The sequence below is a fragment of the Pseudomonas sp. KUIN-1 genome (genome assembly GCF_009176725.1).
GTDB classification, from domain to species: Bacteria; Pseudomonadota; Gammaproteobacteria; order Pseudomonadales; family Pseudomonadaceae; genus Aquipseudomonas; species Aquipseudomonas fragariae.
Genome location: NZ_AP020337.1, coordinates 207,378 through 220,755 on the forward strand (window position 1 = coordinate 207,378; position 13,378 = coordinate 220,755).

At 52.0% G+C, this 13,378-nt stretch carries 11 protein-coding genes and 1 pseudogene; 4 read left to right on the forward strand and 8 right to left on the reverse strand.

Annotated features, from left to right (window positions below; genetic code table 11):
• The first annotated feature begins 41 nt into the window (after positions 1-41).
• The gene (locus KUIN1_RS01020; RefSeq protein ID WP_003404071.1) at positions 42-335 is read left to right on the forward strand and encodes a hypothetical protein; all 294 of its coding nucleotides are present in this window, start codon (positions 42-44) and stop codon (positions 333-335) included.
• Positions 336-675: 340 nt separating this feature from the next.
• Here KUIN1_RS01020 and KUIN1_RS01030 read toward each other — a convergent pair whose 3' ends face one another.
• Positions 676-1,581, reverse strand: coding sequence for a hypothetical protein (locus KUIN1_RS01030; RefSeq protein WP_232060010.1), 906 nt, complete (start codon positions 1,579-1,581; stop codon positions 676-678).
• 262 nt (positions 1,582-1,843) lie between these two features.
• Between KUIN1_RS01030 and KUIN1_RS01035 the strand changes: the two are divergent.
• Positions 1,844-2,080 (forward strand): annotated as a pseudogene (locus KUIN1_RS01035) (magnesium chelatase domain-containing protein); the annotation flags it as partial.
• A gap of 56 nt (positions 2,081-2,136) precedes the next feature.
• Here KUIN1_RS01035 and KUIN1_RS01040 read toward each other — a convergent pair.
• Positions 2,137-3,423 (reverse strand): hypothetical protein, encoded by a 1,287-nt coding sequence (locus KUIN1_RS01040; protein WP_129450510.1) that lies wholly within the window; start codon positions 3,421-3,423, stop codon positions 2,137-2,139.
• 920 nt (positions 3,424-4,343) lie between these two features.
• On the opposite strand from KUIN1_RS01040, the gene KUIN1_RS01050 reads away from it, so the two are divergent.
• The gene (locus KUIN1_RS01050) at positions 4,344-5,111 is read left to right on the forward strand and encodes a restriction endonuclease (protein ID WP_003404063.1); all 768 of its coding nucleotides are present in this window, start codon (positions 4,344-4,346) and stop codon (positions 5,109-5,111) included.
• Between the two features lie 692 nt (positions 5,112-5,803).
• Here KUIN1_RS01050 and cap3 read toward each other — a convergent pair.
• The 6 genes from cap3 to KUIN1_RS28440 form a co-directional block, all read right to left on the reverse strand.
• Entirely contained in the window at positions 5,804-6,265 is a 462-nt protein-coding gene (gene cap3 / locus KUIN1_RS01055) for a CBASS system CD-NTase/cGAS isopeptidase Cap3 (RefSeq protein ID WP_079998061.1), read from the reverse strand.
• Complete coding sequence (locus KUIN1_RS01060; RefSeq protein WP_003404059.1) at positions 6,252-8,024, reverse strand: E2/UBC family protein; 1,773 nt, start codon at positions 8,022-8,024, stop codon at positions 6,252-6,254. The genes cap3 and KUIN1_RS01060 overlap by 14 nt, the downstream gene beginning before the upstream one ends.
• Before the next feature lie 5 nt (positions 8,025-8,029).
• A complete protein-coding gene (locus tag KUIN1_RS01065; protein ID WP_032656884.1) occupies positions 8,030-9,334 on the reverse strand; it encodes a CBASS cGAMP synthase in 1,305 nt (434 codons plus the stop codon).
• Positions 9,331-10,398, reverse strand: coding sequence for a CBASS cGAMP-activated phospholipase (locus KUIN1_RS01070; protein WP_152091787.1), 1,068 nt, complete (start codon positions 10,396-10,398; stop codon positions 9,331-9,333). The genes KUIN1_RS01065 and KUIN1_RS01070 overlap by 4 nt, the downstream gene beginning before the upstream one ends.
• Positions 10,399-10,723: 325 nt before the next feature.
• Positions 10,724-11,248 (reverse strand): IS3 family transposase, encoded by a 525-nt coding sequence (locus tag KUIN1_RS28435; protein WP_373686949.1) that lies wholly within the window; start codon positions 11,246-11,248, stop codon positions 10,724-10,726.
• Between the two features lie 69 nt (positions 11,249-11,317).
• Positions 11,318-11,722 carry an IS3 family transposase gene (locus tag KUIN1_RS28440; RefSeq protein WP_003404055.1) on the reverse strand — a complete coding sequence of 135 codons (405 nt, stop codon included), beginning with the start codon at positions 11,720-11,722 and terminating at the stop codon, positions 11,318-11,320.
• Positions 11,723-11,874: 152 nt separating this feature from the next.
• Here KUIN1_RS28440 and KUIN1_RS01080 point away from each other — a divergent pair, with 152 nt between their 5' ends.
• Complete coding sequence (locus KUIN1_RS01080) at positions 11,875-13,368, forward strand: YifB family Mg chelatase-like AAA ATPase (protein WP_003413980.1); 1,494 nt, start codon at positions 11,875-11,877, stop codon at positions 13,366-13,368.
• Positions 13,369-13,378: the final 10 nt, after the last annotated feature.

Here is a 13,378-nt window from a genome sequence, read left to right on the forward strand (position 1 = left end):
ATGTCTGACCCATCAATTAACGGGTCCAATGGAAGGCTGTCATGCTGAAACGTCATAGAGAAAATCTCGAAACCCGGCTGGAAAGAATAAAAACTCATGGTTGGGCGGAAATTACTTGGAACGAGATCTACCTTTGGTACAACGCTGAGCGTATTGCTGTAAAAACCTACAAGGACGTTTTAGCGACTTATCGAGATGTGATCGATCAAGACGACGCAGAGCTTTTGCTCACGGCTATCAACGGTGGTTTTCTACTCACAAAACCTGCTGCAACTTCAACGCTCGAGGCTATCATCGAGCACGGGTATGACAACGCCCCACCTATTACATGTTAGGGCTTGGTATGCCGGCCTTGACGCTAGTGGTATTGCCGGAGTACGTTAGTGATCGCCGCTGCCGCGCCGTGTAACCTGCTGCTCAGCGGGCCACACGGCATCTGCAAGATACTACTCGCCAGTCGTCTGCCGGCTTAGTTGGCACCGCTGGCTGAGCGTGAAGCGCTGGAGATGGCGGCGATTCAATGGGGCGCGAGCCAGATGCTGATCAGATTGCCTTGGTAGCCGTTTCGGTAGTGCATTGCTCCAAAGAGCTGATCATTTTTGCCGATTGCCTCATCACTAGGCATCGGCTTGATCCGCACAAAGTGTATATCCATTCGCTTACATGGCCTCACCTTTACTGGGCGTTGAACCTCTCGCATCCTTCAATCGGCTTAGCGGTTTTCTCATAGTAAGGATCAAGCGACAGTATGCCGCCATAAACGCTTTTGATTAGTCCACCGGAACAATGGGCTTGAGCGGCAGCCTCAAGCCCGACTTTTAACGTATTACCCAGCGTCGTAGTTACCAGGACATACGCCGGTACGAAAAGCAATGTTGTTAGCGCTCGGCGCCAGCCTACTTTAAGCCCTGTAGAATACTTGCGAATCAGGAAGTACAGCTCTGGAGCTTCTGCCCTGTCGCTGATGCGTAGCGATCGAATCATGGTGATATCGTCAGCCAGGAAGATATGATCGTAAGCCTTATTGAAGGTGGCTGTCCTGCCAGACGCCATGGCTTGCAACTCAAGCAGCTCTTCACGAAAGACTTCCAGCCCGCCACGCTGGTCAAGTACCTCCTGATATGACTTATATCGGTACACGAGCGGAGCGGTCACTTTAAACAGCAGCAGGAATATGAACAGTGTCAAGCCGCTGGCCCAGTATAAATAAACCGTGAACGGGATTTTCTGCTGTACACCAGCGGTTTGGGCGATGGAAACAATCATAGGAACAATGCTGAACGCAGTGATCAAAAATTGAGCAGGTTTGCTATTGGCGACCAGAGCTAGGGTTTCCCAGGATTCAAATGCGGTCACCACTTTGGTTGAGCGCAACCAGGCATAGAAGATAAAGAACGACACTATCCCACCAATGCCAAACCACCAGTAAGGTATAGGCTTGTCGAAGGCCTGGGGGATAATAATGGAAACGGCAATTGTGATGGCACTGGCGATGGCGGCGGCTAGAGTACCGTCGTAACGCTTACTGCGCGGTGAGGTAGCGGCACGCTGAGATGTATTAGGGGGTGCTTGATCAGCCATGGTCATTAGAGCTCCGTGGTTTTGAGTATGGTTAGCTATAAAAGCTTTTAGCCAAGAATTGACTATAATATATGGCTACCTGCCATTATGCGTGATGGGGAGGTAAGGAGCATCATTAAAGTCATTTTTTCCATGCCAATCAGAGGCGGTCGCTTGTAAGAGACGATTCCCCCACTCACACCCTGTATCCATTTCCCCCCTCACCACCCACCCCGCAGATAAAGCACCATACCCGCCCATCGCTCATATCAAGGACAGATCCATGTCTCTGGCTATCGTCCATAGTCGTGCCCAGGTCGGGGTGGAAGCCCCGGCGGTTACTGTTGAAGCGCATCTGGCCAACGGCCTGCCGGCCCTGACGTTGGTGGGGTTGCCGGAGGGGGCGGTCAAGGAGAGCAAGGACCGGGTGCGCAGTGCCATTCTCAATTCCGGGCTGGATTTTCCGGCGCGGCGCATCACGCTCAATCTTGCGCCGGCTGATTTGCCCAAGGATAGCGGGAGTCGCCTATCCTGCTAACGCCTGTTTTTCGCGTGTAGTCGCGCTGCCCAAGCCTTCTATGTGAATGGGGCTTGCCACAAGGTAAAGCCATAACCGGTTCGGCAGTGCACAGGGCCATGTGCTCGCAATGCGAATTCAACTGCCGGATGGGGATGAGGATGAGAGCCAAACGGGAAGGCACAGAAAACGCTGAACTCCGGCCCGATCACCCGAGCCACATCATCATGCCAACTGGTCTTAGCTCCATGGTGCATGACCTGGAAAACTTGGATGCAGTCAATGCGGGGTTGGCCAAGGTAATCCACAAGCTGTTCAAGCTGTCGGGTTGTACTTAATGATCCATCACCTGTGAGCAGCAGTGATTTCGGCCCGCTCACTCTGGCGCATTCGTGGAACCAGTGCCGGTAGAATGGGTAGCAGATTTTATTCAGGAGTTCCCAATGAACTGAGGTCAGATCATTCGAAGTGCTATAAGCGTATCGGGCGGTGGCACCATCGTTGATGGGACCTGCATATACGAATAATGAAATCAAATTCCTTAGACGGGAAGAGGCACCGAACGTCTTGTTGTAGATCCGCTCCATAGAAGCTTTCACCGCCCCGCGATTGCCCAGATATGCAGGATCGAGGAGGGTGGTCGTGAGCTTCCCGATGGCTTTCTGGAAAGGAGCGGTGGCATTCGGTTTCAGCGAAGAATCGTTGTAGGGAATAAACTCCCAGATGCCTTTAATGCTGAACCGTGTGGAGGGTCTAAGCCACTCAATCGGATAGCTGCCTGCCAAATAGCCTTCATCCACAATGGTAGGTTGTCGGAGGGGCGCTGGCTCTATTAAAACGCCATCGTCTGAAGTGATAGGCAATATGTCCTGATTATCAGGCATTTGAGTACTGGCCGGTAGGACCAGTGACACCCGTTCAACATTCACGTCTTGCGCCGAGGCAATATATTTGACGGGGTCAATGACGAACATTTGCCATTTGCTGAACGTGCTTGTCCTCACATCCAGCGCGATGCTTATTCGTAGATGCAGAGGGACGTATGGAAGCACTAGACGACCAACCTCGAACTCGGCTAGAAGCTCCAAGAGGCCGCTGATGTGATCTCTATCGAAGTGAGAGATGAACACCATATCCAATCTCGGTTTTCCGTTGGAACGAGATGCCTTCACAGAGTGAGACAGCTGGTCAAGTTCCTTAGTCAGATCGACCTGATGTTTTTTGAGATAGGTTCCGCAGTCAAAAACCCACCAGTACGGGTCGGCTCCTTCAAGTTGAAATACGCCACTTGTGAAGAGGCCTTGGCCGACGGGATGGAAGTAGTAACGTGAATACCAATTTCTCACTGATCTTCCCTGAAATTACCTTGCGAGATGTCATTTTGACATAGCTAGACGCCCCGTACAGCTTTTTCATGTCGCCACTAACCTTGCTACGCATCAACCCCTTGGGCACCGAGCGGCTACGAGAGGCAACCCAAGATGCGGACTCTTCATCCTCAGAAATCACAGCAAGGGTTTTCGAAGGTGTTTTACACGCTCTGAGCCGACAACTGCCGTCCTGGGATGGCTGCTTGCATCCTAAGCCATACGACGTCTCTAGCGGGCAGCCCTATCAAAACATGAGTGGCAGCTTGTCCTCGCGCGCAGTCTAAGATTTCGTGCAGCGCAACCCACGGATGCTTGAATTTATCTCTGCTGGCCTCGCATTTGCGGGCATGAGAAAACGGCCTCTCACAATCATCCAGTGCTTGGTTTTCCAGGCAGACACTGCACACCGCTCTTCCTGCAGTAATCATCCATTGGGTGTTCCATTTTTCAATCCTCGGCTCATTGTCCATATCCGGATCTCTGCCATGTGCGCTCTGGAGAACCGACAATACATTCGGGACAGCCGCATTGATGCGCGCGAAAATATATCCTTTTTTGAAGGTAATACCGCTGTTCTGATCGCGCTTAAGCGCGCGTTTTTCACCGCCAGCTATCGGCCACGAACGGACAACTCCTATCGAAATCAGTCCCGCAAACACTCATCAGCAACACAAAGTTCCATCAAGACCGAGGCCTGCCATTCTTAGGGCTCTTGGAGGACACGGATTTAATATGCGGCTAGGTTGCAAGCGGTTAAAATCTGGTCGAAACTGAGAGCTCCAAAATGAAATTCGACAAGCATCCCCGAAAATTTCGAATGTCGGTCGAGCGCTTCGCGCTCTATCATTGGTCTCGGGGCTACGCGCAGACCGTACTTCTCTATACCCAAGGAACATATGACTGAGCAGAAAAACTCCGGTCGCGACTTTGAAAGCTATGTGCAATATGTCTACAGCACCCTGCTGAATTCTCGCGGTGAAAGAATTCAGGTATCGAGGCGCACGACTTTTCGCTTACCTAGTGGGGAAAGCTATGAGATTGACATTTATTATGAATTCTATAAGGCAGGTGTGCGGCATAGGGTTGCAATAGAGTGCAAGGATTGGAAGAGGCCCATTGATCAAGGGAAAGTCTTAGAGTTTCATCAGAAAATAAAAAACATCGGTAACGACATTGTAGGAGTTGTTATCTCAAGATCTGGTTTTCAATCAGGCGTTGACATCGTCGCGGCTCGACATAATATTCTACTGCTTACTGGTGATGATCTGCCATCGTTGGCTCAGTTGGTAGGTCGGCAAATTATCAGCAATGCCCTCCACGAACCAGGAATGGTTGGTGAGCCATTTTGGGTAATCGCCAGGCGTGGTGGCTATGCAGATGGATTAAGCGACGGTACATACTACGCCGCTAAATTTGATGAAGGAATTACGATCCCTCTGTTCGTATCAAAACGTTATGCGGACCTTTATCTGAACAACGTCAGTGATCGTGACTTATGGGATGTATTCGGCTTGCCGCAATACAAATTCAAAGTGTTCCTCAACTTCGTTAAGTTAGGACGCCCTAGACTCGCCACTGTGCTGACCCCCCCAGACCATGACGGCGCTGTCTACGCGAGAGCGGTGACAGTCAGCGAACTTGAACGAGACTTTCTTACTATCTGAAATGCTCTCATCCAGCAAACAACGGCCAAGAAAAGGCGGAGGCAGTGCAGTCGCCATTTCGTGCAGGAGATCACTCGCGAACATATTGTGCCCGTCCGTAACACCGTCGAGCTGAACCCAGGGCACCCACCCTTTTCAGGTAAAGTGAAGGACCGCATTAGGTTGAAGTCAGGCTGCCTTAACAAAGCCAACTTCTCCGTAAGCTCTGGCTACTGCAGGTCACCGATGGCGGAATTCCGCCCTCTCATCATGACGAATAGACGTGTCGCAGCCGCACTTTCTATGCTATTACCATCACTAACGTCAAGCGGGTAATTGGGTAGTGCGGTCAATTATATTCGATATTCGCATATCGCTGAGCACTAAGTTCTAAACTTCTCTGGCAACGATTTGTCTAACCACTGCATCCTTCCATATGCAGGGGATGTCGATTCGCATTATTCTGTTTGTCGACTCGAGATGTATCGCGTCGATTGTAACTTCAGTTAAGGCATCCCATTATTCATAAAAATGCTCATCTCCTCCTAGGTAATGGCGAATAATCATCACCAGGGTGCTCCCTAGCTCCTCCAAGCCACTCATGAACATGCGGTCTATCACAGCTCCATACTCACTAGTCCGTCGCGCGCCCTCTCTAAACTCACCGCTAACTGAAGAGTGGGATGAAGATGAAGAGCCGCTAAGAATTCGTACTAAACCTTGAACATTTGGGCGATATTTTGAGCAGTCTTCTTAGCTGCCCAGACTTCTTTTCGCCCCATAATAATTAAGGCCATCGGCCCTTTCTCCACAAGATTTCGGTGCCAAGTTACTAGATCTGTTGTCGATGGCGAAGGTATATCTTCTGGATGGGTATGCCATTCTCCGAGGTATTGAAGCGTGCCTAAAGAGCGGGCAAAAGCATCGTCAACGGCAACTTGATGGTGAGGGCCGCGACGATCCACAAAACACCGTCTTCGAATGTCGCCTTTCCCAGGCTCCGAGATGTCATGGATAACAAGATGTGAACCTCTGCGCTCTCCAATCAGCACGCCTGCAGCCTCATTGCTGGACGCGTTTAGCTGGCGATAACCCAGCAGCCGGTTTACCACAGATGGCGTAATCACCAGCAGGCAGCCGAAATTATCGGTGAACGTCAACTCAGAATCTACCATGGCAAATATCACAGTTCGGTTGACGAGGTAATAGTCGTGGTCGCTTTGAGCGGGTGTTGTCCAGCATATGCTCACTGTAGGTCCAGCGAACACTCGGCTCCAGGCTGTAGAGTACAGCTTCCTGCATCATACTGGCGGTAATGACACTTACGGCTGCATCATATGGGGTGTAGGTGCTACCGCAGTTAATGTGTCTCTCAGCATTGTGATCGATGTGATTGAATCTAATGTCGTGTCCATTCGTGTAAAAGGCTGGATCGCTAAGCAGGCATCCAAAGCAGCAACTACCGTCATCGACAACTACCTTGGATGCCCGGCCATTTCCATCGTTGAAGCCGTGGACCAATAATGGTCTTACGTTCGGCATGCTGCGAACCACATGGGCTAGACGCTTTGAAACCGGAGGTCGGCCGGTTGCATCTATAACAATGTCGTACTGTTTAAGTAATCCAACCTCAATTGCAAATTGAGATGGATGCCCTTTTATCCGACAGTTCAGGTGGGTAGATGATTTTAGGGTCGCAGCCATAGCTACTGCTTTATTTTCTCCGAAATCAGATGTTGATAGCGGATGTCTACCAAAATTATGGGGGCCGAAGGTATCGTGGTCATAAAGATCAAATGTGTTTTGCCCACATCCTGCCCCAGCGCGTAATAGCAAACTGGAAAGATACCCGCCGATAGTTCCACACCCTATGAGGGCGATCCGTTTGGAGCTTAGGTTCCCTAAGGTCGTGCGTCGCTGATTACGACTAAGAACTGTCTTTTTATCGGCTCTGGTTACACCAAGGCGAACAAACTCTTTGATAGAGTGCCTGGCAGAGAGGCAAGCCATCAATGTCGCGTGTTTGACCACCCGTCCCGTCCCCCTTTTACGGTTCTTCTTATTAGGATAAGTATTCAACCCGGTTGCTGAGGGATCTACTTCTAGATAGAGCCCTACCATGTCCTGGTGGGACACATCGAATAGGAGTACGTGTCGTTTCACAGGGTTACTAACAAAATGCTCAAGAACGCGGTTGCGTGCGCTGACATCGGTTTCAGTGAGCCATTGCAGGACTCCACGCATGTCTTTGGGTGGCCATAGCACCCCAGCTAGGCGCGAAGGCTTTATCCGAAAGTAGCTCGTGAGAAAAGCTTTCTCGTCACGTCGCTTTAGACCTCTTTGGGCCAACCATCTATTACATTCCTTTATGTTTTCGTGTTCGTAAGCGATCCATTCCTCGCTAAACTGTGCATCTAAATTGGATACATTGTTGGCCACGAAACACTTCAGGTGCACTTTTTCTGTTGTTTCAGACAATACATACACCGATTTGTCGGGTAACCAATAAGAAGAAAACTCTCCCTCCAACTCTCGGTCATCTAGCGTGCCGTTCTCCGCAGATTTCACAGCTGCTTCCAATGTCAGCTGTATCTGAGCGTCGATTTGAAAATAAAGCTTGTGGAGATCATTTGGGTCCCAATCAGCTTCCATTTCCTTTACATAACATAGGTACCACCCCATGTTGATATGAGGCAGTAACCGATCTTTGTATTGATTTGGACTGTCCAGAATGATCGCCATCGGCAAGGCGATGGATGGGTCCGCACGAAGGCTTAGGGCTACATCGAACTGACCACCTGGAGTCGCATAGCTTTTGACGTAGAAACTCTTGCTTTTGTCATTTGCGAGCAAAGGCGTGTCGCTAGGCAAATGCCGAGCCTTGGTGTATTTGTAACCGCAACTTAGCAATGCTTGATGTAACTCACTCTGCATAGTTATTAACCGCTTGCCATAGTAGTGCTAATGCTTGCAGCTTTGCTGCCAGTACTTGGCGCTTCAGAAAACGCAGGCGCTGATTGAACGGTGACGATCAGCTCACTCTTCGTTACACGGCGGCCGAATGCTCTGCTAATGGACTGAAGGGCAAGCTCTTTCGTCTGAGCTTCCTCCGCTTGGTCCAGAATGCCTTCCAGCTCAGAGAGCTTTTCCATAATTTCGCGCTCACGTACTTGGTGCTCGTAGTGAGGTGGGAACAGCGGCTTCTCGTCGGTATGGTCTGGGCTTTCAACTCCTTTGGAGAACTCAGCAGAAAAATTGTGAGCAACTATTTTCATCGTCTTGCCAAGATCTGCTTTGTCGTGCGGGATTCGATCAAGAATTTCAACAGTGGCTGCCATTAGAGAAATGGACGACGGGCCGCCACCCTTAACCCATTGCACATCGCGCCATGATTTCATAAAGCGACATATCTCTCGCAAGTGCGGACCAATCCGCAGGCAACTATCATTGAACCAGTCCTCAACAATCTTGGGATCGCTTTTTATCCACTTCTGCCCTTCGCCACGTACAGCTAAGTTTACGGAGTTCTCGTCAAGCTCATAATCAGCCCTATTGAAGAACAGTGAGTCCTTGAAAGGCTCAGCAGATTCGAACGACTCTGTCCCCATAGACTTTGCTAAAGCTGCTTCTTTTAGAATAAATTGGTCTTCTGGAATAGCGTACATCGGAACATCAATGTGGGTATTCATCTCCGGAATCTTAATGCGTGCGCATTTGCTGTTAGCCTCAAATAGCCAACCAGGATTTTCATCTGCCAAGGAGTTCAAAGATGAATCAACCAGGAGTAAAAGAAGGCGATGACCGATTACTGGACGATCTTCAAAAATGGCCATCGGTAAATACGTACCATCATCAATGTCCATTTCTTGGGGCGGAGTAGCGTATGGATTATTAAGAGTGTCGTATTGGAAGCTCCCCTGCGTCCAAAACCGTGGGTTGAGCGATAGGAATGCTCTACGCGCATCCTCTTCCATGCCTCTGATAAGCTGGGCAACCTCAACTTGGGCCGCGGGGCTAAGATGCTTCAGGCGGGTGCTGGCGACCCTGGCTGTGAAGCTTTCTAGTGAAATTGATGCATTAGATGTCTTTGCCAACTCTTTCGCTTCCGCGAAAACTTCTTTAGTTCTGACCCGCACTTTTTTGCGCAAAGCCTTAAGCATCTCAATACGCTCTTTGGCTAGCCTTAGCTTGCTGATGAGACCATCAGTACTGTCGGAATAATAACGGTGAAAATTCCAAGTCATCGAATTTGCTCCGATTCGGTTGGCTGTTTGCGCTTGAACGGAGCTGCGGGGTATTCGAAAAAAGCCCGCAGCCTGGGATTTTTGGTGAAATTATCTGTCGCTAACTGTTTACCTCGACTCGCGAGATTACGGAGGCTGCTTGCTCTGGCGTTGTCCAGCGTAATATCTGAGGCTGCTTCGTTGGGAACTGTGTCATCTAGGTAGACATAGTTTTCAGAGGCTCCGTTTGTCCGCAGCTCACGCTCGAGCATCGACTTGTGCAGGAGCTGATTGGCGGTCATCGTAGTTAACACCAGTCGTTCGCCCAATCCCCATAAACCTAAATAACCGTTGTTGCGCTTTGCTTCCAGGGCCGCGGGGCTTACGGTGTACTCCTCTCCTAAAGTACCGATATTAAGTATTTTTACGTCGTTGACTGTGACACCGGGAAAATCGCTCGTCATGTCACGTAGTACTTCATGCAAGGTGATGAAGCTTGGATTATTAGCGACCAAGCCTCCGTCAGCAAAATATGCGTCTAAGTCTTGGCAGTGATGAGGTGGGAAGTAAGTGGGGGCAGCCGAAGTAGCCATAGCTGCATCCACTAACTTAAGGCGCCCATCTCGATTGAACATAGGGTTGTGGGGGGTTTTGAAGAACTGTGGTTTTCCAGTCGAAAGGTTCACAGCCGGGATCATAACGCGGCGCTCCAGCTCGCCAAAGGTCGTTTCTGGACCAATCATGCTGACGACTGCATCGAACAAAGGCTGACTGCGATAACGCGAGTTTAGTGCTGCCCGTACTTTCTTAATCCAGGATGAGCTTGGAGGGAAGATCTTCGGAGCTTGCTCGCGAAACACCGTCTCCAGCTCTCTTGCGCTTTTTCCTGTAGCAAGGCCTAGCGCTAAGATGCCTCCGATCGATGTCCCGGTGATTAGGTCAAAGTAATTCCCGACCCTGACATCCTTCTCGTTCGTGCTTTGTTCAATTATGCGCTCAATCTCGGCGAGCACGTTGATGGTGAATAGCCCTCGGGCCCCTCCACCATTGAGGCTTAGGATTTTTACGTCCGTTTGTGTCGACATGACAAATCCCCGCTCAGGCACTGGATCCTAACTCTGAGGGTAACCGATGAGTTTTCCAAGGGTGCAGTTGCAAAGTGCCATATCAATTAGTAACAAGATGTGTTCACAAGTTTCAAAGTGGTCGGGACGCCGTTTATGGGCTTGCTGGGTGTAGTGGTCGACTTTTCTGGATACCTCAATCGGTGATCGTCAGGCCGCTTGCCGTTCATATTGATTGGGCGGCACGTAGCTCAGCGTCGAGTGCAATCGCCCCTCTTTATATAACCGCACGATGTAATCCGTGATTTCCTTTATTGCTTCTGCCGTTGTTGGGGTAATCCTTCCGCTAGGTGCGCTCCATTTTCAGATTCAAGAAAAAGCGCTCCATTACCGCGTTGTCCCAACAATTACCTTTTCTGCTCATGCTGCAACGCTTCCCGTTGCGAGTCAGCAAGGCCTGATAAGCCGTACCCGCGTACTGAATTCCTCTATCCGAGTGGGCAATCAGGCTGGCTAAGGCTGCCTTTGAGCGATGGCCAGCTTCATCGCGCTGATCCACCAACTCGGCCCCCATATTGGGTGCCAGGGCCCATCCAACGATCTTGCGCGAGAACAAGTTCATAACCGCAGCCATGTACACCCAACCGCTTCGCGTGCGTACATACGTGATGTCCGCAACCCATGATTGGTTGATAGCATCAGGGTTGAACTGGCGGTTGAGAATTTTTTCAGCCACCGTTAAGTTATGATTAATGCTGGTCGTATGTATAAACTTACGCTTCCAGACCGGGCGCAGCCCCTGCTGTTTAATGAGGCGACGAACCTTGACGCGACCGATGGAAACATCTTCATGGCGCAGCGCGCACAGCAAGCGGCTACTACCTTAGCAGCGCTCTGTTGGCTCGAATGTCGCCTTGATCAGATAGGCGGGTTCGTGTTTCTAGCGACGTTGATGAGCGTCACAGAACCCTGAACGACTGATCCGAAAAAGCTGGCAGATACGAGCCACCGGGTAGGCCTTGCGTCGTAATTGGTGAGCCAGTTGATGGATCACTTCAATTCGCGGGCAAATAAGGCCGTAGCTTTTTAGGATGTCGTTATCCATTTTCAGCTCACGAACCTTCTGCTCCAACTGACGAATCCGTTGCTGCTCATTGGTCAAAGGTTTGCCAATTCCCGGCGCGCCCAACAGCTCTGCCTTGTATTGCTCAATCCAACGCCGCACGGCTGTATCACTCAGATTCATGTCAAGGCAGACCGAGTTCACACTCTGGCCTTGATCGACGATGAGCTTGCAGAAATCGAGCTTGAAGGCCGCATCGAATTTTCTGTATTTCTTGGTCATGGTAACTCCCTAATGAGTGTAGTTTCACCCATTGAGGTGTCTGGGGTCATTAGGCTAGCTCATCCACTCACACCCTGTATCCATTCCCCCCTCACCCCCACCCCGCAAATAAAGCACGATACCCGCCCATCGCTCATATCAAGGAATGATCCATGTCGCTGGCTATCGTCCATAGTCGTGCCCAGGTCGGGGTGGAAGCCCCGGCGGTTACTGTTGAAGCGCATCTGGCCAACGGCCTGCCGGCTCTGACGCTGGTGGGGTTGCCGGAGGGGGCGGTCAAGGAGAGCAAGGACCGGGTGCGCAGTGCCATTCTCAATTCAGGGCTGGATTTTCCGGCGCGGCGCATCACACTCAACCTTGCGCCGGCTGATTTGCCCAAGGATGGCGGGCGGTTTGATCTGGCGATTGCGCTGGGGTTGCTGGCCGCCAGCGGGCAGGTGCCGTTGGTTGCGTTGCAGGATGTTGAGTGCCTGGGCGAGTTGGCGTTGTCGGGGGCGATTCGGCCAATTCAGGGTGTGCTGCCCGCTGCACTTGCAGCGCGTGCGGCGGAGCGGACGCTGATCATTCCGGCGGTAAACGCCGAGGAAGCCTGCCTGGCGTCGGGGCTGCGGGTGATTGCGGTGAGTCACTTGCTGGAGCTGGTCGCGCATTTCAACGGGCGCACGGTGATTGCGCCGTATCAATCCAGCGGTCTGTTGCATCAGCCCAAGCCGTATCCGGACCTTAGCGAAGTGCAGGGCCAGACCGCCGCGAAGCGTGCCTTGGTGATTGCCGCTGCGGGGGCGCATAACCTGCTGTTCAGCGGGCCGCCCGGCACTGGCAAGACGCTGCTCGCCAGTCGCCTGCCGGGTTTGTTGCCGCCGCTGGACGAGCATGAAGCGCTGGAGGTGGCGGCGATTCAGTCGGTCGCCAGTCAGGTGCCGCTGACCAGTTGGCCGCAGCGGCCGTTTCGGCAGCCGCATCACTCGGCGTCCGGGCCTGCGTTGGTGGGTGGTGGCAGTCGTCCGCAACCTGGCGAGATCACGTTGGCGCATCACGGCGTTTTATTCCTGGACGAGCTGCCGGAGTTTGATCGCCGCGTGCTGGAGGTTTTACGTGAGCCGCTGGAGTCCGGGCATATCGTGATTTCCCGGGCGCGGGATCGCGTGCGCTTTCCGGCGCGGTTCCAGTTGGTGGCGGCGATGAACCCGTGTCCCTGTGGCTATCTTGGCGAGCCGACCGGGCGCTGCCGTTGTTCCACCGAGCAGGTGCAGCGCTATCGCAACAAGTTGTCCGGCCCGCTGCTGGACCGGATCGACCTGCACCTGACCGTCGCCCGCGAAGCCACCGCCCTCAACCCTGACCCCACCACCAGTGAAAACACTGCCAGTGCCGCAGCCGTGGTCGCTGAGGCGAGAGACCGTCAGCAACGTCGTCAGGGCTGTGCCAATGCGTTTCTCGATCTGCCGGGGCTGCGCGAGTACTGCGCGCTGTCCAGTGTCGATGAAAGCTGGCTGGAGACGGCGTGCGAGCGTCTGACCCTGTCGTTACGCTCGGCGCATCGGTTGCTGAAGGTGGCGCGAACCCTGGCGGATCTGGAGCAGGTGGACGCGATCAACCGCAGCCATCTGGCCGAGGCCTTGCAGTATCGGCCTTCAACCAATTGATGGCTGCAAA